This is a genomic window from Terriglobus roseus DSM 18391 (assembly GCF_000265425.1).
GTDB lineage: Bacteria > Acidobacteriota > Terriglobia > Terriglobales > Acidobacteriaceae > Terriglobus > Terriglobus roseus.
In genome coordinates, this window is sequence record NC_018014.1 from 3,575,083 (window position 1) to 3,601,927 (window position 26,845).

At 58.1% G+C, this 26,845-nt stretch carries 15 protein-coding genes; 10 read left to right on the forward strand and 5 right to left on the reverse strand.

Annotated features, from left to right (window positions below; translation table 11 throughout):
• The first annotated feature begins 125 nt into the window (after window positions 1-125).
• Complete coding sequence (locus tag TERRO_RS14520; protein WP_014786446.1) at window positions 126-821, forward strand: beta-propeller fold lactonase family protein; 696 nt, start codon at window positions 126-128, stop codon at window positions 819-821.
• A gap of 62 nt (window positions 822-883) precedes the next feature.
• Window positions 884-1,855, forward strand: coding sequence for a hypothetical protein (locus TERRO_RS14525; protein ID WP_014786447.1), 972 nt, complete (start codon window positions 884-886; stop codon window positions 1,853-1,855).
• Window positions 1,856-2,181: 326 nt separating this feature from the next.
• Here TERRO_RS14525 and TERRO_RS14530 read toward each other — a convergent pair whose 3' ends face one another.
• Window positions 2,182-5,598 carry a TonB-dependent receptor gene (locus TERRO_RS14530; protein WP_014786448.1) on the reverse strand — a complete coding sequence of 1,139 codons (3,417 nt, stop codon included), beginning with the start codon at window positions 5,596-5,598 and terminating at the stop codon, window positions 2,182-2,184.
• Between the two features lie 656 nt (window positions 5,599-6,254).
• Here TERRO_RS14530 and TERRO_RS14535 point away from each other — a divergent pair.
• Genes TERRO_RS14535 through TERRO_RS14550 form a run of 4 tightly spaced genes read left to right on the forward strand, consistent with a single transcriptional unit; the run spans window position 6,255 to window position 12,031 of the window.
• Window positions 6,255-7,733, forward strand: coding sequence for a sodium:solute symporter family protein (locus TERRO_RS14535; RefSeq protein WP_014786449.1), 1,479 nt, complete (start codon window positions 6,255-6,257; stop codon window positions 7,731-7,733).
• Between the two features lie 41 nt (window positions 7,734-7,774).
• On the forward strand, window positions 7,775-8,539 hold the full coding sequence (locus TERRO_RS14540; protein ID WP_014786450.1) for a 6-phosphogluconolactonase: 765 nt from the start codon (window positions 7,775-7,777) through the stop codon (window positions 8,537-8,539).
• On the forward strand, window positions 8,536-9,702 hold the full coding sequence (locus TERRO_RS14545; protein WP_014786451.1) for an N-acetylglucosamine-6-phosphate deacetylase: 1,167 nt from the start codon (window positions 8,536-8,538) through the stop codon (window positions 9,700-9,702). Before TERRO_RS14540 ends, TERRO_RS14545 begins: the two co-directional genes overlap by 4 nt.
• Before the next feature lie 34 nt (window positions 9,703-9,736).
• Entirely contained in the window at window positions 9,737-12,031 is a 2,295-nt protein-coding gene (locus tag TERRO_RS14550; RefSeq protein ID WP_014786452.1) for a family 20 glycosylhydrolase, read from the forward strand.
• A gap of 41 nt (window positions 12,032-12,072) precedes the next feature.
• Here the strand turns inward: TERRO_RS14550 and TERRO_RS22175 are convergent, their stop codons facing one another.
• Window positions 12,073-12,888, reverse strand: coding sequence for a GntR family transcriptional regulator (locus TERRO_RS22175; RefSeq protein WP_014786453.1), 816 nt, complete (start codon window positions 12,886-12,888; stop codon window positions 12,073-12,075).
• 130 nt (window positions 12,889-13,018) lie between these two features.
• On the opposite strand from TERRO_RS22175, the gene TERRO_RS14560 reads away from it, so the two are divergent.
• Both TERRO_RS14560 and TERRO_RS14565 read left to right on the forward strand, forming a co-directional pair.
• Window positions 13,019-16,291 carry a TonB-dependent receptor gene (locus TERRO_RS14560; RefSeq protein WP_014786454.1) on the forward strand — a complete coding sequence of 1,091 codons (3,273 nt, stop codon included), beginning with the start codon at window positions 13,019-13,021 and terminating at the stop codon, window positions 16,289-16,291.
• Window positions 16,292-16,300: 9 nt separating this feature from the next.
• Window positions 16,301-17,290: a Gfo/Idh/MocA family oxidoreductase gene (locus TERRO_RS14565; protein ID WP_014786455.1), complete on the forward strand. Its 990-nt coding sequence runs from the start codon at window positions 16,301-16,303 to the stop codon at window positions 17,288-17,290.
• Window positions 17,291-17,634: 344 nt separating this feature from the next.
• Here TERRO_RS14565 and TERRO_RS14570 read toward each other — a convergent pair whose 3' ends face one another.
• Window positions 17,635-18,438: an ROK family protein gene (locus TERRO_RS14570; RefSeq protein WP_245536103.1), complete on the reverse strand. Its 804-nt coding sequence runs from the start codon at window positions 18,436-18,438 to the stop codon at window positions 17,635-17,637.
• A gap of 257 nt (window positions 18,439-18,695) precedes the next feature.
• On the opposite strand from TERRO_RS14570, the gene TERRO_RS23190 reads away from it, so the two are divergent.
• The gene (locus TERRO_RS23190) at window positions 18,696-18,839 is read left to right on the forward strand and encodes a DUF3738 domain-containing protein (protein WP_157178362.1); all 144 of its coding nucleotides are present in this window, start codon (window positions 18,696-18,698) and stop codon (window positions 18,837-18,839) included.
• A gap of 849 nt (window positions 18,840-19,688) precedes the next feature.
• Here the strand turns inward: TERRO_RS23190 and TERRO_RS14585 are convergent.
• Both TERRO_RS14585 and TERRO_RS14595 read right to left on the reverse strand, forming a co-directional pair.
• Entirely contained in the window at window positions 19,689-20,585 is an 897-nt protein-coding gene (locus TERRO_RS14585) for a S53 family peptidase (protein ID WP_052313348.1), read from the reverse strand.
• Window positions 20,586-21,712: 1,127 nt separating this feature from the next.
• Complete coding sequence (locus TERRO_RS14595) at window positions 21,713-22,105, reverse strand: hypothetical protein (protein WP_014786459.1); 393 nt, start codon at window positions 22,103-22,105, stop codon at window positions 21,713-21,715.
• 1,046 nt (window positions 22,106-23,151) lie between these two features.
• Here TERRO_RS14595 and TERRO_RS14600 point away from each other — a divergent pair.
• Window positions 23,152-26,610: a TonB-dependent receptor gene (locus tag TERRO_RS14600; protein ID WP_014786460.1), complete on the forward strand. Its 3,459-nt coding sequence runs from the start codon at window positions 23,152-23,154 to the stop codon at window positions 26,608-26,610.
• The last annotated feature ends 235 nt before the right edge of the window (window positions 26,611-26,845 follow it).

Consider the following 26,845-nt stretch of genomic DNA (forward strand, 5'->3'; position numbering starts at 1 on the left):
GGCGGTCGACCTCGGAATAGCCTGATCCATGTGCTGATCGTTCTTCTTTCGGAAGGCGTGAGGAAGAAGTACGATCAGCATGAGACTCGTTCTGGCCATCGAAGATGGAAGCAAAGGAGCGTGCAATGCTTAAGTCGCTTGTAAGCCGGCGTGGCTTTTTGAACGGACTCGGCGGCGCTGTCGCTGCAACCGCCCTGCCCGGTTTCGCTGGCCTCGCGTATGCGTCAGACCGAAGAGTCGCATTTGTGGCGGCGACTGACGGTATCCACACGATGGAGCCATTCGGCACCGGTTGGCGCTCTCGTTCTTTCATCGCTGCGGATGCGCCGCGCGCGATGGTTCTGTCAACGGACGCGAAGACTTTGTATGTCGCGAATGCCCCGGAGACTTACAGGTCGCTGCCGACTGGATCCGTCACCGCTTACCGCGTGGCAACAGGCGGAACGCTGCGCAGGATTGGGTCGTCGCGACTCGCGCTCTCCGCAGTGCATCCGCACGCATTGGCTGTCTCACCCGATAACGGCTTGCTGGCGATCGCAAGTGAAGGCGGCATTTTGTCTTTACTTGCGGTGCAGCCAAATCGTCATCCCGGACAGGTGATCGCTGCGCACAAGACGCTAATCTCCGAGCGACTCACGGTGACGTTCGACATGGATAGTCTTCTACATCTTGGCAACGGAAGTACCGGACGCACTTTCCGTGTGTCCTCGCGCGACGGCTTTGAACTTGTTTCGACAGGGCCAACTGCATCCGTAGACACCGTCGCCCTGGACACCTTCGGCATCGCGGACGCAAAGGCGGCTCTGTGCGGATACGCATAACGGCGGTAGCACTTCTCTGCTGTTCTGTTTCCCTTCGGTGTCTTGCGTCGGCTACTCGCACCATGGATGCAACGGCTTCAGGAGTCAAGGGGCCGTGCGCGACTCTCCCGCACAGCGACCACCCCTCAGCTCGGATCAGCAATGGCCAGGTTGATCTGGTGGTGTTTCTGCCGGATGCGAAGGATGGCTACTATCGTTCGTCACGCTTCGATTGGTCGGGCATCATCGGATGCGCCAGCTATCGCGGTCACACGTACTTCGGCGAATGGTTCGACAAGTACGACCCTATGAGCAATGACGCCGTCACCGGCCCTGCCGAAGAGTTTCGCGCGAACGACGGTAAGGAACTCGGATACGCTGAAGCGCCCGTCGGTGGCGAGTTCGTGAAGCCAGGCGTGGGTGTGCTGACAAAGACAGAGGATCGTCCGTATCGCTTCGGCACCGTCTACCCCATCGTCGATCACGGCAGATGGAAGGTGAAGGTGAAGGCACGAACAATCACCTTCACGCAGCAGCTCCGTTCCCGGACCGGCTATTCCTATGACTACACAAAGGTATTGGAACTGGACGCGACTGGCTCCACCTTCACGCTGCGGCACAAGCTCAAAAACGTGGGCACCAAGCTAATCGACACGAACGTTTACGATCACGACTTTTTCATGCTGGACGGCAAGCCCACGGGCGAGGACCAGTCCGTCACCTTCGGATTTACGCCAGTTGCGAAGGAGCCGCTGGGAGATGCGGCCGAGATCCGCGGCAATCAGATCCTCTTCACAAGAACGCCTGGAAGAGACCATGCGGCGCAGGGATATCTCACCGGATGGACGGGTAGACCAGGGGAGTACAGCGTCCGCGTGGTGGACGGCAACACTGGCGTCGCTATAACCCAGACCTCAAGCTCCCCAATCTCACGCGGCTACTTTTGGTCCACCGCTAAGACAATCTGCCCGGAACTGTACATCCCAATTTCTTTGCCTCCCAGGACTTCGCAGAAGTGGGATATTCATTACACCTTAGAGGCACCGCCTGAGTAATTCGTACCCCTGGCGGATCCATCCCCTCTGCTAGTGATCTGTCGCCCAAGCATTTATTCGTCGTTGCATTGTTATTGTCCATGCTTGAACTGACGAAGCGTCCGCGAACACCACCGGTGCACCGGCCTTGAGAATCAGGTTATCCGTGCAGCTGAGTCAAATAGCCTGCATAACGTTTCTTCTGCAGGATGAGCGAAGACGGTATCGTCAAAATCCGTTCCGCTAGATAAAGCCATTTCCCCGACGGATCGTCGAGCGATCAAGGTTCAAAGGCAAGCACGGGGTTGCACCATTCAAGTGCAGCCCCGTGCCGTTGATGCCGGCGTTTAAAACACGTACTTTGCTGACAGCTGAAGCTGACGCGGTCCGCTGCGGGCTGTGGTGATTTTGCCGAATGTAGCGCTGGTTGCGACGCGGTCGGGGTTGCCGTAGCTGGCAATGTTGAGCACGTTGGAACCATCTGCACGGAAGCTGAGGTACTGGTGTTCCGTGATGGCGAAGTTCTTGAAGAGAGAAAGGTCAAACTGCTTGTATCCGGGAACGCGTTCAGTTCCGGGACGCTGCGGGCTAATGACTCCGTTGGCCGGCTGGCCGTAGGCGCAAACGCCGTTATCAACACCCGCCGTCAGGCAAGGCGTGGCCGATGGGTCCGTACCAAACCAATTGTTCACGGAGCGGTTGACATACTTGATATTGCGGTACTTGATCATGCGCTGCTGCGCGGAATTAACACCGGAGTTGACGGTTCCAGAGCTGATGGTGGTTGGGAAGCCGGAATACACGAAGCCAGCCACCGCAACCTTCCAGCCTCCTACGACCTCGTCGAAGATGCGGTTCATGCTGCCACCGAACATCTTGCTACGGCCAAACGGCAGTTCATAGGTCAGGTTGAAGTTGACGTTGTGCGTGGCATCCGTACCGGCCGGGCCGTACTCCAGCGAGTTGTCGTTCGGGTTCTCGGCGTAGGCGCTGTTGTTATTGACACCGCTGACGCCGTAGAAGCCGATGCTGTTTGTCAGCGAACGGCTGTAGGCGTAGTTAGCCGTGAACTGCAGACCGTTCTTGACGCGCTGGCGGAAGGTGGCCTGCAGGGCGTTGTAGTTCATCATGGAGCCGGAACGGGTGATCTGCACGAAACCACTCTGCCCTGCCAGCGCGTAGAACGGGGCCTTATTCACGGCGAAGCAGGCAGCGCTGTTATACGCAAGCAGCGTCGTGCCGGAGAAGCAAGGCGTTGCCAACTGGTTGCCGCGGACAGCCTGGATCAGGTGGTATGCGTACTCATTCACATAGCCGATCTGGAACGAAGACGTATTGCTGAGCTGGTACTCCGTCGTGAGGTTGACTGCCTGCACAGTGGAGGGCCGCAGGTTGGGGTCCCACGCACGAACGGTCTGTCCGCAGGCGGGATTCGTCGTATAAGCACAGGCCGCGCTCCCCACGGAGAAGGCATTTTCAGCCGCTACACTGCTGCCCACGTTGCCAGCGGACGGGGCCGCACCGTTGAAGGAGAACGAGCTTTGGAACGGCGGATTGATGGTTAGCCGGAGATTTGCGCCGGTGCCTTCCAGATAGGTTGTGGTGCCGTAGCCGCCACGCAAAACAAAGCGCGGGGTGGGGTTCCACGAGAAGCCGATGCGCGGCATGAAGTTGGTGTAAACCGCGTTATAGAGTGCGCGACTATTGCCATTGACGCCGGCAAGCTGCAGCGCTCCGGTGCTCAGGTTCACGTTGCTTTGCTTGTTGTTGACTTCGTAGATTGGCTGATCGAACTCCCAGCGGACGCCAAGGTTCAGGGTCAGGGTGGGAAACGCCTTCCAATCATCCTGGAGGAACAAGGCATCTCGCCATTGGCGCTGGCCAGTGTGGCCCGCTAACGTTCCGCGGCCTGCAGAGAAGACGCGATCAAGGTAGAAGTCTGCGACTCCGTAGCCGGTGGCGGCGAGCGCTGGATTGTTTGTGCCCGTGCCGGTGGTGAAGTTGCCGTTGTAGGTCAGCGTGCCCTGTGCGCCGTCATTGCCGGTGTAGACGCTGTTCTGCTGGTAACGAATGAACTGCCCCCCCATCTTGATGATGTGGGCACCTCTTTGCACCGTGAGATTGTCCATGTAGGTGAAGTTGTTCATCAGGTTGTCAGAGTAGATGGCAGCGTTGCCTACGGTGGTGAGCGCCGTGACACTTTGGGCTGTAAAGCCGGGAACGAAGCTACCGCCGGCGACGCCGATAACGCTGTTGCCCGCGTTGTTCCCGAAGATACCGGTCGTGTCAGCGGGAACGCCCTGGTGCCACACCGTGCGAAGGAAGCCGGTACGGAATTCGTTTTGGACGCGCGGATTAAAGGTGTGGACGTAGTTGATGGCCACGCTCTTAGTGGGGTAGCTGGACGCCGTGGGGAACTGGATGGCCAGCGGCAGTGTGTTGGTATCGCCAGAGAGGCCGGAGGTCCAGCGGACAAAGAAGGTGTCCTTATCGTGGTAACGGTAGTCCACCTTGATGTCGTACTGATCGTTGTAGATGCGGTTCTTGGTCACACCACGGAAGTTGTTCGTGACCACAGTGCCTGGGACGGCCGCCTGGTTCGGCAGCGGATATAACTCAGGGTGCGTATACAGGTACCGCGCTACAGAGTTGGGCGCTGCCGTCGGTAGACGGTTGTTAGCGTACGCAGGCGATCCGGCAACCAACGGATTGTAGAGCTGAATGGGACGTGTGATGAGCGCGGCATCGAGCAGCTCTGAGAAGTCGCCACTGCGCATCTTCGCTGTGGCTACGCTTGCAGTGGCCGCGCCGCCTGTGTGGTAACGGACGCCTTCGTAATCCGCGAAGAAGAAGAGTTTGTCCTTCAGGATGGGACCGCCGAAGGTTGCGCCGAAGATGTTGCTGGAAAGGCTGTTCTTAGTGGTTGCGGGGCTGGTGAGGCCGGCCTCCCACTTGTTGGCGTTGAAGCTTTCGTCCGTGATGTAGTAAAAACCGCTGCCATGGAATTTGTTGGTGCCGCTTTTCAGCAACGCGATGATGTCGCCGCCGTTGACGTTGCCATACTCTGCCTGCGCGTTGGCGCTCACAACACGGACCTGATCCAGGGCGTCAGGGCTGGGATTGTAGGCGATGGTGTTATTGATCGTCTCGTTGATTTCAATACCGTCCAACAGGTAGTTGTTGCTCTGCTGCCGGTTGCCGTTCACGGATACCTGGCCGCTGCCGCCGGTGTTCCGTTCAAGCGCGTTGGCGCCGGTAAAGCCCGTGGGATTGGTGGCGACCGCGCCCGGAACGAACAGGGTGAGGGACGAGAAATTGCGGCCCTGCAGCGGGATGCTGTCGATGGCGGTGGTGTCCAGCGTGGTGCCAAGTTCCGCACTCTCCGTGTTGAGCAGTGGCACCAGAGATTCCGCTACCTCAATCGAGGTCGCGCTTCCCGCCACTCCGAGCTTCGCGTCAAACTTGGCGTCCTGACCGGCTTCCAGAGCGAACGGTCCCAGTGTCTGTGGCGCAAAGCCGGCCGACTCCACCGTGACTTTGTATTGACCGACCTGAAGGAAACGGATGTTGTAAACGCCAGCGGAGGACGACACCGTGTTGCTGCTGACATTCGTCTGCACGTTGGTGACTGTGATCTTCGCTTGCGGCAGTACTGCGCCGCTGGCGTCGGTCACAGTGCCACTGACGCTGCCGGTGATGGTCTGTGCGTGAAGACAACCAACCGAGGCCAAGGCCATTGGTGCCAATAACAGGGTGCGCTTCATGCTTCACTCCTCCGAACGGGACGTGCGTGTGATCTGCTCTAATTACACAAAAGCAACGGCTGAACGATTTAGGTTTTCCAGATATTACATTCCCGCTAATGATTCGGCACAGAAGAATCTTCGTAGCTCTTCTTCGTTCGCCATGACGGGCGCAATTAAGGGGCCGTTGGATCAAACTGGAGAGACCGTCCGCAATTCCTTTCCCGTGGATGCGCGCCTTCGCAGACGCCTGATGATCTTTGGGCGCCGCAATCGCGTGCGGCCTCATGGCCTTCAACCAGCACTACGACATTCCCTATTTCGTGCTCGCTGCGGGGACAGCAGAACTCTGACGTCACCTGCCAGTGGGTCGCCTCTTTCCCTGGAGCCATCGTTCACAGACTCAACAGATACCCAAACGACAAGCTCCCTCCTCGTTGAAGGCTTGGAATACCGTTGCTCGAAGACTCTTGCGACGCCCGGTGGGCAACGCCGATACTTTGTTCCCTGTGGCCACCGGCTGCGATTCGAGGCATTTCTCTTGGATCTGCGGTGGTATTTGTCCACATTCTCGCTTCGCGCCGTGATCGCATCAAGTTTTACTGAGCGATGCATGGCTCTTGTGATATATCAGTATGTGGCAGCTTAATGTTCACCTAAGCACCTGATCGGAGACGATGCGAGCCCTTGACCAGATAGCCTTGGGTCTTTACTTTCTGCTGATGCTGGCGGTCGGGATCGGCATTCGCCGCAAGGTGAAGAATGCTCGAGACTTCTTCACGGCCGGTGGCAAGATGCCGTGGTGGCTCTCCGGCATCTCGAACCATATGTCGGGCTATAGTGCAGCTGTGTTCGTCGGCTACGCAGCGATCGCGTATTCAGATGGTTTCAGCATTTACATCTGGTGGGCCTGCAGCATAGCGGTGGCACTTCTGATTGGATCGTTTGTGTTTGCACCGCGCTGGGTCCGCCTGCGCATTCATACCGGCATGATCTCGCCGTTGGAATATCTGACGGTACGGTATGGCCACCGCACCAAGCTTTGTCTCGCGTTGAGCGGATCGTTGTTGAAGATCTTTGACGTGGGTGCGAAGTGGACGGCGTCAGCACTCTTGCTGCAGATGTTCGCGCACGTCGACCTGAAGTGGGGCGTGCTGCTGACCGGAGGCGTGACGCTCATCTATTCCGTGATGGGCGGTCTGTGGGCGGATGCCGCGACCGACCTGAGCCAGTTCATCATCCAGTTGATCTCCGGTATTGCCATGTGCGCCGTGGTGCTTTATCGACTGGGCGGTGTGTCCGCGGTCGGTGGTATGTGGTTTCGGCTGCCGCCGGAGCATCGGCAGTTCTTCCACGGACAGTACACATTGGGCTTCGCACTGACGTTCCTGCTGGTGAACTTTCTTTCCTACAACGGTGGAACCTGGAGCCTGGCACAACGATTTATGGCGTCGCCAGATGAGGCATCGGCGCGGAGGTCTGCACAGCTCTCCTCTGCCCTTTACCTGGTGTGGCCGTTGGTGTTGTTTTATCCGATGTGGGCTGCGCCGCTGCTGCTGCCGCACATCGCAGATCCGTCGCAGAGCTACGCGACCATGGCCCAGATGTACCTGCCTGCGGGAATGGTGGGACTTGTACTGGCCGGCTTGTTCGCACACTCTATGGCGATGACATCGTCTGATGCGAATGCGGTCTCCGCTGTCGTGGTGCGGGACATCGCACCGGCCTTTCTTCCGCAGCGTCTGCTGGCTACTGAGAAGCAGCAACTGCTGGCGGGCCGGTTGTGCACGCTGTTCTTCCTGGGTGGCAGCATGGTCATTGCGTTGCTTGCGAACCACATGGGTGGCGTGCTCGGACTGATCCTGCTTTGGTACGGTGCGCTGGTTGGTCCCATCGCGGTCCCCATGCTGCTGGGTATGCTGCCTCTGTTCGCTCGCTGCGGTGCGTTTTCTGCCGTCTCGTCCTGGCTCTCTGGCGTCGTTGCCTTTGCTGTCATCCGCTGGCTGATCCCCTCCAGCGTGGACGGTAACACTGGCAGCCTTATGCTGGCGGTGGGTGGCCCCGTTGTGGTGTCCCTCTTTGTCTATGTCCTGACCGGGCTGGCACGGCCGGTCCACAATACACGCGCCGACGATCTCATAAAGGTCATGCGCTAACCGGGCGTCCTCGGACGCTCTTCAAGGTTGAAGAAGCACGTATGACAGTCATCACGCCAGTCCGGCATCCAGTCGTTCACGTTTCATCCACACCGCAGGAGATGGGGCGGCTCGCTGCTTCGGACGTCGCGCAGGAGCTTCGCGCACGCCTCCACACGCAGGCTGTGGTGCGCATGATATTTGCGGCGGCACCCAGTCAGAGCGAGATGTTGCAAGCGCTCGCGCAGGAGAGCAGCATCGATTGGAATCGGGTCGAAGCGTTTCACATGGATGAGTACACGGGCCTGCCGGCGGATGCGCCGCAACGATTCGGTGCATGGCTCACGCGTGAGTTCTTCGGTAAGGTCGAGCTTCGCGCAGTTCACCTGATCGATCCCGGTGCGGATGCCGAACGCTGCTCGGACGAGTACGCGAAGCTCATGGCGCAGGATGCTATCGATATTATCTGCCTGGGCATCGGCATGAACGGACACATCGCGTTCAACGATCCCCCTGCGGACTTTGCCGAGCCTCGGGATGTCCGCGTTGTGGAACTGGACCGTCTGAGTCGCGTGCAGCAAGTCGAGGAAGGTCTCTTTCCCACATTGAATGATGTGCCAACGCATGCTGTGACACTTTCCATTCCAAGGCTCTTGCGAGCAGACAAGCTTTTCTGCTGCGTACCGGGCAAGTTGAAGGAGGCCGCTGTGACACGTGCGCTTACCGGCGAAGTCGATCCGGGGTGCCCTGCTTCTATCCTTCGGACCCACGCGGGGTGCACTGTCTACCTCGATGCGGAATCTGCGGCAGGACTGACGCAACGGTGAGCAGCGTACGCAATCTCCGTGGTCGCGATGCCCTTACACTCGAGACGATCGAGATTGAGGTCCTGGACACACGCGTCGCGTCCATTCGCCCGTACAGCGGAAACGTGGACGATCTGTGGCTGGCGCCCGGTCTCGTCGATCTGCAGGTAAACGGCTATGGCGGAATCGACTTGAACGCTGCCGCCTGCGATGCGCAAGCGATCGAACGACTGACTCTGCTGCTCGCCTCACGTGGCACAACGGCTTATCTTCCAACGGTCATCACAGCCGCGCATCCAGAGATGGAGTCGCGGCTGCGGACCATTGCAGAAGCTCGCCGCAACTCCACGGTCGTCGCCCATGCGGTGCCGGGCGTCCATTTGGAAGGGCCAAGCATTTCTCCAATCGATGGCTATCGTGGTGCCCATGCCGCGGAGCATGTTCGACCACCATCGCTGACAGAGTTTGAGTCGTTGCAGGTGGCTGCAGATGGCCTGATCAAGCTGGTCACTCTGTCACCGCACTGGCCGGACGTTGCGACGTACATCCGCGCTCTGCGCGATCGTGGTGTGACGGTGGCGTTGGGACACACGCATGCGTCCCCGGAACAGATTTGCGCTGCGGTTGACGCAGGAGCACAGCTTTCGACACACCTGGGGAACGGCATCGCGGCCGAACTGCCACGTCATCCGAATCCGATCTGGACACAGCTCGCAGAGGATCGACTGACCGCAACGTTCATCGCGGATGGCGTGCATCTGCCAGCGGACGTGCTTCGCGTGATGCTGCGTGCGAAGGGCATCGAACGGTCCGTGCTTGTCTCCGATTCCGTTGCACTTGCGGGCAGCAAGCCAGGGCTGTATCACTCCCCCATTGGCGGTGATGTCATCGTAGGTGCGGATGGCTCCGTCCGCATGCGCGACACAGGTCTGCTGGCTGGATCGGGCATTGCTCTGAAAGATGCGGTGGCGCTCGCCGCTGGACTGCCTGGCTCTTCTCTGCGAGATGCCGTGCGGATGGCGACTGAGATTCCCGGCGGTTTCCTGAATGCACCGTGCGGAAGGCTCGCCGTTGGTTCGTCGGCGGACCTGCTGCTCTTCCGTTGGTCCGCTGCGGACGACACGTTAGCTCTGATTGAAGTGCTGGTAGAAGGCCGCTCGATGTTGGCATTGCAGAACAACTGAAGAACGCACCCTGAGGGAGAACGCATTGAAGACGATGTCTCGCACCAAACGCGCACTGTTGCCGGTCGCATTCTGTTCGGCTTCGATTTTTGCTACTTCGCAGGCACAGACTGCCATCTCCGTAACGCCTGCGCCCGCACATGTGGAGACGTCTTCAGGCATGCTGGATCTTCGGCGGGGTCTTGCGGTTCATACGGCATCCTCTGATGCCGACGCAGCTTCCGTGACACGGTATCTGCAGGGCTTACTCGCAACAACGCACACACCTGCCCTGCTTACGACTTCAAAAAGCAAGGCACCGCAGCTTACCTTCGTGCATCGTGATGCACGCAAGCCCGCGCAGGGTGGGAACGACGAGAGCTATGCACTGGATGTCACGCCGGCCGGCGTGACAATTACCGCGGCAAGCCGTGCTGGTTACCTCTACGGCGCGATCAGCCTCTGGCAGATGATGGCTCATGCGCCGGGATCGATCAACGCCGTGCACATTGAAGACGGGCCCCGCTTCCGGTGGCGCGGCATCATGCTCGATTCAGCACGTCACATGCAAAGTGAGCAGTTCATTCTGCAGTTGCTCGATTACATGGCTGAGCACAAGCTCAATACCTTCCACTGGCACCTGACGGAAGACCAGGGCTGGCGCATCGAGATCAAGCGATACCCAAAGCTCACGTCGGTCGGCGGCTTCCGTCCGCAGACCATGCCACCCTGGCAGGCCGGTTCGAACGCAGCAACCGGCCCTTACGGCGGCTTCTACACGCAGGATCAGATCCGCCATATCGTGGCTTACGCGAAGGAACGCAACATCACGGTCGTGCCCGAGATCGAGATGCCGGGCCACGCCACTGCTGCACTGGTTGCCTATCCGGAATTGGGCAGCGCCAAGGGTCTACCGGGCATGCCCGTGGGATGGGGGATCTATCCCACACTCTTCAACACCGACGATGCCACCTTCGAATTTCTGCAGAACGTACTGACCGAGGTGATGGAACTCTTTCCCGGAGAGTACATCCACGTTGGCGGCGATGAGGCATTGAAGGACCAGTGGAAGGCCAACCCGACCGTTCAGGCGAAGATGAAAGAACTCGGCATCCATGATGAAGATGCTATGCAGAGCTGGTTCATGGGTCGCATGGAGAAGTTCATCAATGCGCACGGTCGAAGGCTAGTGGGCTGGGATGAGATTCTGCAGGGCGGCCTCTCCCCCAACGCCACGGTCATGTCCTGGCGAGGTATGGAAGGAGCTGTTTCCGCAGCGAAGCAGGGCCATGATGCGATCCTGACGCCGAACCGTCCGCTGTACTTCAATTACCGCCAGAGCGATGCAACGGACGAGACCGCTGGCCGCGACCCAGTAAATTCACTTGCTGACGTCTACAACTTTAAGGCTCTTCCCGCAACGCTCACAGCAGCCGAGCAGGCGCATGTACTCGGCGTGCAGGGTTCCATCTGGAGCGAGTATGTGCTGACCGAGGACCGCGTTCAGCACATGCTTTTTCCGCGCGCCGCAGCACTCGCCGAGATGGCATGGTCCCCGGACGATCGCCGCGACTACAAGGACTTCCTGCACCGGCTGCCTGCGGATCTGCAACGCACACAAGATGCCGGAATGAAGCCCGCGCTCAGTGTCTTCGAGGTGCAGGCACATGCCACTCCAACGGGTACCGGCGACCATGCGAGCCTGCAACTGGCCACGCAGGGAAACCTGGGCGAGATCCGCTACACGCTGGATGGATCGCCTGTGGTGAAGACCTCGCCCGTCTTCAGCGGCGCGCTGCAGGTTCCGCTCCCCTCCGAGGTGCATGCGCTCGCATTCGACGGCAGCACGGCGCTCGGCCTGCCCATCGCGCAGAAGATTACACTCGCCTCGACCCTTCGGCGCGACAGCCGCGAACTGGATGCCTGCACAGGTTCCGCCGGCATCCAGATGGAGCAGGATCCACCGCGTAACGCGGAGCGTCCCGTCTTTCGGGTGGTCTATTCCAATCCGTGCTGGATCTATCGCAAGGCAGATCTTGATCGCTTTAGCGGCGTGACATTAGGCATGGGGAGCATCCCGTATATCTTCCGGTCCGGCAATCGCCCAATGCCGGCGCCCAGTAATACCATCACCACGGCGAAGGTCGTAGTTCACGTGGATAGCTGCAAAGGCCCGGTGCTGACGACTGTGCCGCTTGCACCGGCGTGGCGTAAGGATGGCGTAGTGCCATTGCCGTCCGCAGCAGTCACCGGTACTACAGGCGTTCACGATCTCTGCTTCGCGGTGGAGAATACGGAAGATCCAGGCACGGTGTGGCTTCTGAATTTCATACAGCCCACACCCAGATAGAGGATCGGTCAGGAGGAGATGCAAGGCTCCTCCTGACCGCGTTATGCGGATTTACGTTTCGTAGATTTCTTCGCTGCCTTCTTCGCGGCTTTCTTCGCAGATTGCTTCTTTGGCTTCACAACCACCGCTCTCTGTGGTGCGGATGTCTCACGTGCCATTCGGCCAATGGGTGGCAGACTCACGCTGAAACGGCGCGCAATCGCCTCCTGGATCTCGCTCATACCCCACCGGATGTGATTGCCCATAGCGAGACTTGCAGCGTCCGGATCGTCCCCGGTGAGTACCGCCGCGAGTTCCGTGTGCCGGCCTGCAGGCAAGGAAGACTCCGCGTTGATATCGAAGAGCCAGTTGAAGACGAGCAGCTGATTTTTCTCCAGCATCTCGCACAGCAGCGTACTGCCGGCCCAGTGCGCAATCTGCATGTGGAACTGTAGATGGAAGGACTGAAAAGCATACTGCGCGGAAGGATCCGAAGAGACGCGGCCCGCCTCTTCGTCCAGTCGATGCGCCATGTCCTGCAGACCGCGCCGCTCCAACTGGCTGGCGCGCTCGCAGAACAGCCGAGCCGATTGTGTCTCCAGCGCCTCTCGAATGATGTAGCGATCTCGAATATCGTTCGGCGTTGGGATCCGCACACGCGTACCCACGCGCGGCTTACTCTCCACCAACCCTTCGCTCTCCAGCCGCTGCACCGCTTCCGTCACAGGCAGAAAACTCATGCCCAGCTCTTCTGCGAGTTGTCGGCGCGAAAGCACACCACCCATAGGGATCTGACCGCGCAGGATCTTTTCGCGAATCTGTAGATAGGCTTCGTGCGAGAGGCTGGCGCCGAACGGGACATGAGTTGTGACTGTCATAGGATCCCGCTCAGTTTAATCCCGCAACGGCTGCTGGATCGATGCAATTAATCAATTGACACCACTGACCAATACTGATATTTCAGTACCTGTCACCTAAAATTTATTCCTTCTTCACTTTGGAGAGCCCATGCGCACCAGGACCTTACTTCCCCTTGCAGCCGTTGCGGTTCTTGCGAACGTAGCCTTCGGCCAGGTTACGAACACGTCTGCCGTCGGCGTTGTGACTGATGCGTCCGGCGCAGCCGTGGCGAATGCGTCTGTGGTGCTCCTCGACGTGGACCGCAACCAGACCTACACGGCGACTGCGAATGAACAAGGCGAGTTCCGCATTAACCTGCTTCCGTCCGGTCGCTATCAGCTCACCATCACTGCGGCAGGGTTCAAGACGCAGGTGCAGAAGGACATCACACTCTTTGCAGGAGTCGCTTCCACCCTGGACACCAAGCTGCAGATGGGCGCTGCCAGCGAACAGGTGGATGTCATCGCCGGTGCGGCAACGGTGAACACGGCAAGCGCAGAGATTGGCACGACCATCGAGCGTCGCCAGATCACAGAACTGCCACTGGTCGATCGCAATCCGTATACGCTGCTGGACATCACCCCGGGCGTCCAGTCGAACGCAAACTCCATCGTGCTGGGCTTTCCGGAGCAGCGCACCAAGATCAATGGTGGCGTGGACGCTGGCACCGGATCCGTCAACTATTACCTGGACGGCGCTACAAACATGACGGCCCTGCGTAACACGGGCAACATCGTTCCCAATCCAGATGCCACGCAGGAGTTCCGCGTTCAGACCAGCGGTTACGGCGCAGACCAGGGACGTTTCTCAAGCGGCGTGATCAACGTTGTTACGCGCTCCGGCACGAACGCTTTCCACGGTTCGATCTTTGAGTTCTTCCGTAACGATGCACTGAAGGCGCGCGACTGGGGCTCGTCCGCGTTGCCGAAGGCACCGCTGAACCGCAACCAGTTTGGCGCAGCCGTTGGCGGCCCTGTCCGTAAGGACAAGACATTTTTCTTCGGCTCCTACGCCGGCCTGCGGCAGACATCGAGCACCTTCCTCACCGGTGCCGGCGTACCAACGGCGGCAGAACGCAACGGCGACTTCTCCGCCGATCCCATCGCGCAGCGGCCGATTGATCCGGTGACCGGTACCTTCTTTACCTGTAACGGTGTCTCAGGAGTGATCTGCGCAAACCGGCAGGACGCGGTGGCAAGACGCGTGATCGACCAGTACATCCCACAGGCGAATGTTGGCACCAATCAATGGAAAGGCTACTTTCCAACGCAGTACACCACGGACGAGTTTCTCGCCAAGATCGACCAGACACTGAGCGACCGCAACAAGGTGATGGTGGAATACTTCAACACCAGCGGTAACACGTCGCAGCAATCCGGCAGTCCGAATCTTCCATGGTCCACCATCAACTACCAGTGGCGTCAGCAGAACGCCATCATCAGCGTGACGAGTGTCGCGACCCCGAACATTGTGAATCAGGTATGGTTGGCCTACACACGCAACCTTGCAGGCCGGCTCAACACCCCCGCGACCTCACTCGGCGATCTTGGCAGCACATATACGATCCAGGGTCCGAAGGCTTTGCCGGCCATTGCGGTAACCGGTTTCTTCAGCCTCGCGGAAGGCATCGCCGGCCCGAAGGCTGGAACCAACTTCTATTCGGTACGCGATCTGATAACGTTCACGCACGCCAAGCACTCTCTGCGGATGGGTGGTGAGTTCGCGCTGGACAAGGATATCCAGATCGCCACGCAGCCAAACTACGGCACGTTCACCTTCAACGCAACGATCACCGCCGGCAGCACCGTTGCGCCGGGCACGGCGGGTCCCGCCGTGAAGTATGCGGGTAACGCATTGGCGAGTTTCATCATTGGCACCCCCGCCTCTGTGGTGCAGGCTTCGCCCACATACGGCTATACCAACAGCTTCAACACGGCCTTCTTTGTGCAGGATGATTATCGGGCCACCCGCCAACTCACGCTGAACATGGGAGTGCGCTGGGATATCCAGACGCCGCCCACCGATCCTCAGAACAAGAACACGACCTACGTTCCGGGAGCCAGGTCCGTCGTTTACCCGAATGCACCGGTCGGTCAGCTTTTCCCGGGCGATCCAGGTGTGACGCGTGGCATCGTCGCGGTCAAGTATGGCCATGTATCGCCGCGCTTCGGCTTCGCGTTCGACCCCAGCGGACATGGCACCACATCGATCCGCGGCAGCTTCGGCATGTACTTCGGCAGTGTCTCCGGCAACGAGTGGAATATCCCGCAGAACTATCAGCCCTTTGCTCTGAGTTACAGCTATCCCAATGCCGGTGTCATTACGGGCGCAACCCTGGCTAACCCATACCGGATCAATACCACCGGCAACATCGCGAACCCGTTTCCGTTCACCTTCGGCTTTGTCACGGGTGCTGCCGCATCCGGTATCGGGCAGAACTTCAAGTGGCCGTATACCTATCAGACGAACGTCTCCATCCAGCAGCAGGTCACGAAGAGCCTTGGTATCCAGGTGGCCTATGTTGGTTCGTTGGGCAAGCACCTTCCCTTTGGCCCAGATGTGAACGCACCACGGCCGAACGCGACAGCCTCGACGACAGCCGCCAATGTGTTGTCACGTCGCCCGAATCCAATCTATGGACCGGTCAACCTGATCGACTCCACGCAGAGTGCTTACTATGACTCACTGCAGATTGAAGTGCGGCAGAGGCTTGGCAGTTCTCTCAGCGTGAACGGTTATTACACCTGGAGTAAGACGATTGACACGGTGGACCTCGGCAGCACCACCAGCTTTTCTGGCGCGCAGAATAATTACAACTTGACCGCGGAACGCGGCCGCGCCTCGGACGACTTTCGCCACATGGCTTCCGTTGCCATTGTCTGGAAACCAACGGTCTACCGGGGCGATCGCGGTCTGCTGCGCGCCGTGCTGAACCAGTGGCAGATCTCGACCATCACCAAGCTGCACAGCGGGACACCTTACACAATCCTGAACGGGCTGGACGCAAATCTGGACGGCAGCAGCACCAATGATCGTGCGCAATTAGTGGGCGACTTTCACCTGGCAAATCGTAGCGTCAGCCAGTGGTTCAACACGACGGCATTCCAGCAGAACGCTGCGACGACAGGAGCTGCTGTCGACGGCAACTCGTCACGCAACATGATGACCGGGCCTTTCTACAAGGATGTGGATCTGTCACTCATGCGCCAGTTCCCTCTCTTCCGCGAGAGCAGCCTGCAGATCCGCGCAGACGGCACGAATGCGCTGAACCTGACCAGCTACAACACGCCGGGTGTCACGGTTGGCGCGGCGGCGTTCGGCAGAATTACCGGCGCTGCAACCACGCGTATCCTGCAACTCGGTGCGAAACTCATCTTTTAAGGAGCTAGTGTGGAGACAGGTCGCAGAGTAAGACGCGCATGGTCTGCATGGGGTCTGGCCGCATTCATTGGGCTGGGCTCGGCAACAGGCCATGCGCAGCAATCCGCTGAACTTCGCTTTGGGATTGTGGGCACAGACTCGACCCATGCCGTGGAGTTCACGCGCATCCTGAACGACGGCATGGCAAAGGACCATGTCCGTGGAGGACGTGTGACTGCGGCTTATCGGGGTGGCAGCGCGACGCTTTCCATCAGTCGTGACCGTATCGTCAAGATTTCAGACACGCTGATGCACACGTGGTCGATTCCTTTCGTCAACTCAATCAGCGACCTATGCGCAACGTCCGATGCACTTCTGCTCCTCAGCGTAGACGTCAGCCAACGCATGAAAGAAGTGGCGGAGGCGGCCCGATGTGGCAAGCCGATCTTCATCGACAAACCGCTTGCCGGTTCGCTTGAGGACGCCGTCGCTTTAAGCAAGCTGTTGGATGAGCGCCACATACCATGGTTCAGCAGTTCATCCCTTCGCTACGGCCATGAACAACATCTGCAGAACCTGATCGGCGCGGAGACATGGGGCCCGGGTAAGTTCATCGACGGCTTTCCATTGGATTTGACTTACTACGGGATCCACTCCATCGAATCGATCTTCAGCCTGATGGGGCCGGGTGTGGTGGAGGTCGCGCAGTCGCGCACAGCGGACACGGACATTCTCCGGCTGACATGGGGTGATGGCCGGATCGGTACTGTCCGCCTGATCCATCCCGAATCGACCTACGGCGCCCTCTTGTTTCACAGTGGCGGCAAAGCTGAACTGCTGAACCTCTCCTCTGAATACGCGCCCTTGGTCGGACAGATTCTTGAGTTTGCGCGAACCGGGAAGTCCCCAATCCCTGAACACGAAACGTTGGAAATCTTTAAAGTCATGGCCGCCGCTCAAAAGAGCTTGGGTCGCGATGGCGCATCGATCCGAATCGAGAGTTCGTCCGCGAAGCACTAGCCTGCTTCGCACATTCTCCTCCCGTCGTAGCACATGGAATAGGTTCTGACCGAGTTCTGGTGAATCGGACGCGCGTCTCCCCCAGGCCTTGGAATTAGTCCTGGTTGGGTACGCGCAGCTGAGTCGATCGTCATCTGCGATGTCCCAGATCGGGGAGGGAATTTCAATTTGGCAAAGCGGATGATCCGGGTCGCCTGGATGTTGCCTTGCTGATCCGTGGCCAACTTTGCTGATGATTGGATACACGGAAGCAATCTACGGCGAGAGCCTGCCGTCGTTCAAATTCTCTGTAGGGCAGAATAAACAGCGCTCGTTACACCCCAACTCAGCTGGCCGCATCATGTTCAATCACCTGCTCGGCCAAAGGAAGAGGGCGCGGCCCATAAAGCGAAGCCACCTTGAATCGCGTTGCTATTCGCGCCGCAGGAAGTGCCTTTTGGTAGTTTCTTCATCAGCTTCGCATTGCCGCCGCCGAGCAGCACAGAATCACAAACCGTAGCGGCACGTAAGAGAGCGACAATCTTCAAGACGGATTTGCGCCACGCCTTCTTCCCACGCCGCTCCAGACCAGCAAGGCCGATGTACTGCTCGTAGGTGCGGCCTTTCTTATATGGGAGATGAGCGAGTTCGAGGGGAACGATGGTGCCGTCAAAGATGAGACAGGAGCCGAGACCTGTACCAATCCCAAGAAAGAGCATCCGACCACCGCGGTAGCCGCCAAGTGCCTGCATGGCAGCATCATTGATGAATCGGATCTTCTTGCCAGGGAAAGCTTGTGCGTACGAGAAGCCTACCCATCCGGCGGCAAGGTTGTGGGGTTCGGCCAAGGGCCCGTCCTTTGCGACCGGCCCTGGATAGCCAAAGGAGATCGCGTCGTACTCCCAACCTTCGGTGGCAGTGCGCACCTGATCGACCATATTCTGAGCAGTCATCCCGGGCCCGGAGACGATCTTGAGGGGAACGACATGGTCGCTTGAGGCAACCTTGACGTGAGTGCCACCGATATCAACAACTAAAATCTTCATCAAAAGTAGGATGCTCCCGAGTGACGCAGTGCAAGTCATTAAAGGCTTTGCAGACACCAGGTCTGACGCCGGCCCAGCGGCTTCTGACTTGCTTTTCAACTTCGCTGCCAGCCGAATATACACATGCGGCTCTTGCGAAAAATTTCAATCGAAATGAGATGCCGATTATGCTCGAGCGGCCCTATCGGATGAATCCGCGCTTCCAAAGGAGACTCTGCCTTGCACTGATAGCGCTAGCGATAGGCGTCGGTGGCGTGTCTGGAACAGGGCGGGCAATTGCGCAGAATGTAAGGAGCGACGCAACGCCGAAGGGCTTTGAGACGATCTCGATCCGACCGGTGCCAGAGGACAGCTTGGGAGTTCTATCGGCGCCCGGAGGAGTGGGATTTCGCGCAGAAGCTATGCCGCTGTCGGTGCAGATGGCATTCGGCATGAACCCGAATCAGATGGTTATGCCCGAATGGACGCAGGGTACGAAGTTCGACATTGTCGCAAAACAGGCTACGAAAGTCGTTTACGCCTGAGGACATGAAGCCGCTTCTGCTAACAATACTGTCGAATCTCAAAAGCTACGTCATAGTTTGCGACATAGCGATCCGGCAGGATACTGATCCACTATGCGCAAACTATTGAACTATTGGCTCCGCAGGTAGGACTCGAACCTACAACCCTTCGGTTAACAGCCGACAGCGCTGTACGACTCGAACGAGAAGATCATAGACATCGGCAGGACCGTGCCACCATCGTTCTTACGCCTGAACGCTACCAGGCAATGTTGGAAGAGGGCTTAAAGCTACACAGCACGATTGCGCTGCAGTCAGCAGGAGATCAGATCGTTCGAATTGGCGTGCACGATCTCTCGACAGACCGCGTGGGAACCCTGCGATTGAGTGGAGACGATATACGGGCAGCAATCTCCGCAACTTCAGTTCCCTGACTGGTCCAACTTTTGACACGGGTTGGCTGACGCGGTGAACGCTTCTCTTCATGGCTTGGCGCCACGGGAGAGACTGGGACAACATGAAGATCTTTCTCTCGACTGCTTGCAGGTGCCAGAAACAGGATGCGATCGTTCCTCCCAGCCGCAGCAGGATAGCTACCCAAAGCTCTAGAGAGATCGCCGAGAAATTGAGCCGGGCCGAACATCAGAAGTGGGTTTCGTCGCATACGATGCGAGCCAATCCGCCTGATGAGGGGCAGATCTAGCGGGAGCCGAATCAGTTACTGCAGATTGAAAGGGCTGGGAAGATTCTCATCCGCACGACGCTAGGTGGCTTTGGTCTTCTGTCTTGATTTGGTGCTGGAGGCCGTGGCGAGCAGGCTGATGATGGCTCTGCCGATTGGCGATCCAAGGCCGGTGCAGGCGTCCCACCCTACTGCGGCTTTGAATGCTCCGTTGTTGCCTGTGGTGATATCGCGGAAGGCTTGCGACCCTTGGCTCCGTAGAGTTTTGGCTGCAGCAGGCCGGCGGCGGATTTGTTTTTGGCGTTGGCCAGCGCGATGAGTCCGGCCCAGAGTGGAGCGACGGCGCTGGTGCCTCCGATGACCATGGTCTGGCCATCGACAAGAATCTGATACCCGGTGGTTGGGTCTGCGTCTCCGCTCACGTCTGGCACGCCGCGGCCGCTCTTAGTGGCAGCGATGCCTGCCTGCCAACTCGGCTGGGCGAAGGCTGTGCTGATGCCGCCGCCGGTTGCGCCTTCGTTGCTAGCGCTTTCGTTCCACACTACTTCAGACGTGATGGTGTTGTTGGCAGCGACGAGCTTGGTGCCGCCGCACGCCAGTACGTTTGGGCTGCTTGCTGGAAAGTCGACGTGATTGGCACCATCGCCCACGCCGTCCGCGGAGCCGTTGTCACCAGCGGCTACAGTGACCGTAATGCCGAGCGCCGCGGCTGCCTTGCACGCAGTGTCCAGCGCGCTGCGCGCCTGCGCGGTCCAGCTTGATTCTGGAGCACCCCAGCTGATGGAGATTACGGTGGGCTTGTTCTTGGTGTCGTGTGTCGCAGTCGTTATGGCGTCCACGAAACCCTGATCGGTGTTCGGCGCGAAGTAGACAGCAATCTTCGCGCGGGGCGCGACGGCGGCGGCAACTTCAATGTCCAGCATCACCTCTCCGTCGGCGCCGTCAGCGGTGCTGGGGCTGTTCTTACCACCATTAACCGGCACCGCGACAACCGTGGGCGCTGCTATGCCCAGCGACTTGTCCGCCGCCCGGTAGCCGCCGCCCAGTTCAATCAGCGCGATGGTCTGGCCTGCCGCGGATGCCAATCGAGAGGAGAATAGCGGTCCGCACGTCGGAGCATGGAGCGTCAAGTCGCGCCGCACTCGGCGTGAATACAGGTCAATTCTTTCGACTGCCGGTTATGGACGGAAATTGGAGGCTGGTCGCAATGGCCTGCCTTCGCGTCCACGGCGCACAATCTTCGCCCTCAGCCGCGGTAAGCAATTGCACTCGATTGCTCAAACCAACATGCACATAATGACTCAGGAATGGCGTCTGCGGCAGAGGCTTTGAACCAAGATCAGCGCGCACAGCTTGCTCGCGACCGGCATCAGTACCTCCCTGCAGAACGGCGGCAAGCTCGAGATCGTCAGCAGACTGCTGCCCATCCATCCGCTTGGACTACCGGGCTTGTGTGACCGGCGTCACGATCAGGTCGACATAGATGGAGTGAAAAGGATTGAGTTCCAGAGATGCAACACATTCCTTCAACGACTGTTGAGAGAATGTAACAGGTCCAGACGACTAGTTAAAACGCCTGCGAAGCTGATTAGGAGCTAATAGGCTGCTTGGCCCATCTTTTGTGATTTGATTAGTACTAGTGCTTACCCCAGTGATCAGACTTCAGTTTTGCGAAGTTCTGCCAGTTTCTCCAGACCGGCGGAGATCCGAAACTTCCGGAGCCGGCGGGTTTACGGAATGCCGCGCTGACTTGCAAAAGCGTCTGAGCGGCTACGAAAGACGGCCAGTAGAACGGGTGACCGCTCATAGAGCCATGATGTCGGAGGCTCGCGAACACCCCAAATAGCATCGTCAGGAACGCCACCCCCATTAGAACGTGCCACCAACTACTACTGGTGCGGCTGCGCCACTCGTCCACTGCCTCAGATGACCAACGGCCATTCTGGACCGCATCACGAAGGCGCGAGGCAGCGAAGAACATCATGACCACGCCACCAAAGAACAGGACTGCTACGCAAGCGACCTCAGTCCAGAATGTCAGCTTTGACGCTGGCCGGGGTATTGAATAGATGAGAGCAAATCCAACCGCGCTGATAGCCCCACAAGAGAGCGTAAACGCCACGAGTCGGTCTAGCGAACGGTAAAGCGATTGTGGAATGTCCAACAGACACCTCCTCGAAGCCACCCCTCAGGTCAGAGGCGCTTGACCAACCTAGTGATTTCCAAGAATGGAGTCGTAGATGGCGGCGAGTTCCTTCATGTGGGAACGCACCACCATTTGATCCGCCAAGGCGTTTGAGACTGGGGCCTCAGTACCCCCTTTGAACTGATCGTATGCTGCACTCTGGACAGTCTTTCGATAGACGTCCCAGTTTTCCTGAAGCCGGTCGAATTCTGCTGCTTGCTGTGCAGGGGTGAGCGCTTCACCAGTTGGACCAACCACCGGTGCCGGAGCATCAGCATCCGCGAGCGCCAGAAGCGCGCGTAGGTTTCTGGTCATGGCCTCGTAGTTCGCGGTCGTAATCTGCGCCTCCTTTCCAAGGCAGGTCACAGCATCAAGAGTCGAACTGGCATCTTTGCAGTCGCCCGCCTTCTCGCGGGCCATCTCCACGATAAACGCTGCTTTTGCCGCAGAACTCAGCCTTGTGCGAGCGGCAAGGTATGACTCCCTTTGCAGGCGCTAGGGGATCGTGAGCTTGCACCACGCGGAGATTGAGCCTGGAGACCTGGAATTAATGGAACGAGCATGACTGAAAACAGTAATCCGAGAAGAGGTCTTAGCACCGTACTCCCTCCGACCTCCATGAACGTATCTGGGTGCAGAAAACCTGTCGAGGTCCTTACTGGCCCAAGCACGTCGGGCGGCCAGTGGAAGAGATCACTCACGACTACTACGGTCAGCAAACAATGACGGGATGAGAACTCCCCGGGCTACCGGCTCGCATCGAAAGTGCCGCCATTGAAGTCGTTAGGGCGCGATCGCGTTGAAAATCTGGCGGGGCTGACTGAACGCCACCACCCGCCAACTTCCTCACGATTAAACGTCTGTTGTACTTGCGCTGTTCCGTAACTATAAGCCGCGCATCATGGGAAAACGAATTCTGATGGTGCTCATTTTGCGCCAGCTTTGATTTACGTAACCTTCAATCTATCCGCGGCTTCATCAATGAACTCTCCCTCTGGCGCCTCATCTTGGGCTCGGTAAGGTGATGAAGTGTACGTCGCGAGCCCCATAGTGTTTTCTGTGAAGGCTTGATAGAGGTCAGCCAAAGGCAGGTAAATCGTATATCAACAAGCAGCTGTCCTTTATGCGATCGCCCCTCTCATCATGTCCTGTTCTCCTAAGAGCAAACAATCCTGTCATGGCCCACCAAACTATCTATCGTGCGAACCCTGAAATTCAGGCAGGTTCGAACATCATTTGGTTGAACTTGTCGAGAAAGCGGAACCGAAATATCTTGAATGCCTAAGACACCTAGCCTGGTTCGGGCATTGTGTCGTCAACGCTTGTTAGAGACGACATCTTGCGCTGTAGCCTTGGAATTCGTTGACTTGAACCCACCGGATGCGTAAAAAACCAGAAGCCTAGAAACGCCACCTAAAGGCGTCCTGAATACATAATGGCTTTCGTTTTAACAGTTTGGAGGCACCATGTTCCGCAAGCAATACCTCGTCAGGCCTATTGTTTTGGCCGCCGTAACTATTCCCTTCGTGTTGAATGCCGCTGCACAATCTGACAGTTCTTCGCTGTCTGGAACCGTAGTCGATTCTAGTGGTGCGTTGGTCCCCAACGCCAAAGCAACGATCCACAACGAAGCCACTGGATCCGACAACGTTGTCACGACCAATGCAAGCGGTAATTTCACCGTCCCGAATGTTCGCCCGGGCAGCTATACCGTGAAGGTGGAGGCTCAAGGTTTCCAGACAGCCACCCTTAGCGCCGTGAACGTCGACGCAAGTATCGGCAAGCATGTTGACATTAACCTGAAGGTCGGCGACGGTGGCGTGTCCGTCAACGTGGAAGCCAACGTGAATACCGTTCAGACCGAGAGCGCGGTCGTTGGTCAGCTCGTTACGCAGGAACAGGTCAAGAGCATCCAGCTTAACGGTCGCAATCCGATGTACCTTGCTCAGATGGAGCCGGGCGTGGTGCGAAATGCTCCGATGGCATCGTTCTCGTTCGGCTTGGACAACGGCCTGAACATTGGAGGTGCGCGGAGCCAGGAAAGCCTGCTTACGCTTGATGGTGCACCCATGGTGCGGACGCGCTCCAATGGTACCTCTGTCGGTGTCGCCGACGTCGACAGCACATCACAGGTGCAGATCCTGACCAGCAGCTACCAGGCGGAGTACGGCCGTTCAGCTGGTGGACAGGTACGCATGGTCCCCAAGAGCGGTACGTCGGACTTCCATGGTTCGGCGTTTGAGTATCTGCGGAATAACTTTTTCAATGCGAACACCTGGCAGCGTAAGTTGCCCGGCAATGCGCTCAACATTCAGCAGCATCCGCAGTCGTTCCGTTACAACCAGTTCGGTTTCAACATCAACGGCCCCGGCTACATTCCCGGCTTCCTGAACAAGAGCAAGACACACCTCTTTTTTCTCTTCGGTCAGGAATATACGAAGTACGTGCAGGACGAGACCGTCTTCCGCAAGGTGCCAACGACGCTAATGCGTAACGGCAACTTCAGCGAACTGCTAGGACCGAATATCTTCTACAGCGGTGTGCAGCAGATCGTCGATCCGAATACAGGTCTGCCCTATCCCAATAACACGATCCCGGCGGCACAGCTCAGCCAGAACGGTCTGGGCCTGCTCCGTGCGTTCCCGAACCCGAACGCCTCCGGCAGCAACTACAACTGGCTCGATTCTGCACCAAACATTCAGAACCAGCGCAAAGACACCCTCGTCGTTGACTGGATTCCGTCCGACCCGCACCGCATCCGCTTGAGCATCCTGAACTACGCGTTCAACCAGGTGTCGCCACACAACGGCAACTTCAATCTGCTGCCGCAGCTCTGGCAGCGGCCGAATCAGATCGCAGTTCTTCACTACTCGTGGAACATCAACCCGACGATGGTGAATGAAGCAATTGCTTCAGCTGCGTCCGACCATGTGACGATCGACATCGATCAGACCAAGGGCGGCGCGAATCGTACTGCGTTCGGCATCAACTATCCGTACCTGTACTCGGCTGCAACCAAGAACATCCCGAACAAGATCCCGACCGTGCAACTCCCCAACTTTGATCTGCTGGATGGCACGCCCTATCCGTCGCGTTCGGGTGGCATTGTGTATAGCTTCGCGGACAATCTGACGAAGGTATGGGGAAACCATACGGCAAAGATCGGCGTTGTGGCGGAGTACTCTGGCGAGAACAATTTCGACCAGATCACCGTGTCGAACACACCCGGTTCCACCAACAACCAGAACGGTAAGTTCACCTTCACAGATACGCGCACGGGCGGCGTAACCAGCAATGCCGGCGTTGCGAATGCTGCCCTCGGACTCTTTGATTCTTACGGCGAGATCGGCCAGCGTTCGTACACGCTGTACCGCTCCTGGATGTACGAGGGTTTCCTGCAGGACACCTGGCACGCGACATCCAAGCTGGTGATCGAGGCGGGCGTACGTTACAGCTGGTACAACCCGTACTATGCCAAATGGGGCAATCAGTCCGTCTTTAGCCAGAAGGACTACAGCAACGGTCTTGCTGCAACGGTTAACCCGGTTACGGGTGTTGTTACCGGAACCGATCAGCAGCGCCTTAATGGCGTTGTGATCCCGGGAAGCGGATTCCCTAGCAGCGCCAATGGTCATGTCTCTGCGGACATCCTAAACAATGGATATGCATACCTATTCCGCGGCTATAGCGACCAATACTCTCCTACGGTCAAGACAAACATCCAGCCACGATTTGGACTCACCTATCAGGTGCATCCCGGTATGGTGGTCCGCGCAGGCGGTGGCCGTTATGTTCAGCGCCTTGGCATCACCGACAACGTTTTCACCGGTGGCAACACGCCGTTTCAGCCATCGTCAACTGTGCAGCTCGGCCGCGTCGACGCACCCGGTGGAGCAGGAGCGAACAACTTCCCGCTCAACTACTCGTCGCAGGCCTACAACTACCCCAGCCCCGAAGCGTACAACTGGAACCTGACCGTGGAACAGGAAGTACCTGCCCTTGGTGTGCTGACCATGTCCTACGCTGGCCGTAAGGGCATCCACCTGGAAAACATACTGAATGCCAACCAGCTTCAGCCAGGCACGGTGCAGGCAAATCCCGGCATCAACCAGGATGCTCTCCGTCCGTACAAGGGCTTCTCCAACATTAACCAAGCCACTAACACTGGCGCATCGAACTACAACTCGCTGCAGGTCAACCTCCGCCGTCGCCTGACAAAGGGTCTGCTCTACGGTGTGGCATACACATGGTCGCGTTCGTTTGATTTCGGCTCCAGCAACGGTACGAACCTGCCGAATGCGTTCGACAAGAACATTAATTACGGCCGCAGCGACTTCGATGCGACCCATGTCTTTCTTGCAAACTTCGTCTACAACATCGATCAGTTCAACCACTCGGAGCACCTCATCAACCGTGCGGTTCTGGGTCGGTGGCAGTTCTCCGGAACGCTGCAGGCGCAGACTGGGCAACCTCAAAACGTAACGACCAGTGTGGACTTTGCGGGCGTCGGACCTGGTTCGGGCGCACAAATTATCCCCCTGACCAAACGCGTGCAGACCTATAAGGGTTTCGCGGGCCAGACAGGAACGGCCAAGTGGTTCGACACGTCGGCCTTCGTTACCTCGAACGCTGTGTTAACGACGCAATACGCAGGTAAGTTTGCTGGCCGCGGATCTCGTAACCAGATTATCGGTCCCGGTTTCCAGAGCTACAACGCAGCTTTGAACAAGAGTTGGACGCTTGTTCCGGGCCACGAAAACACGTTGCTCACCTTCCGTGCCGAGGCTTTCAACCTGCTGAATCACCCCACAGCGGATAACCCAGACACTGGCTACACATCAGGCACCTTTGGCCAGAGCACCACAAAGGGCCAAACCTACGGCGCAGACCGTCAGTTCCAGTTCAGCCTGCGCCTCGGGTTCTAACAACTAGCGATACGTCAGTTAACCCGGGTTTCGCTAATAGCGGAACCCGGGTTTTCTGCGAGCCTGCTAGTGGCCGAGATTGCCAGGTATCTCAATCGCTCGCTCTTGCTATGACTAACTGCAGTGCAGCAGCAGTCGCTTAGGCTCATCTGCCCGGCTAAGCACTCGTCCCACTTGTACCGCACTTCATTGACCACCGCGGCGCGCATCGATCTCCCACGCGTTAGTTCTCCGG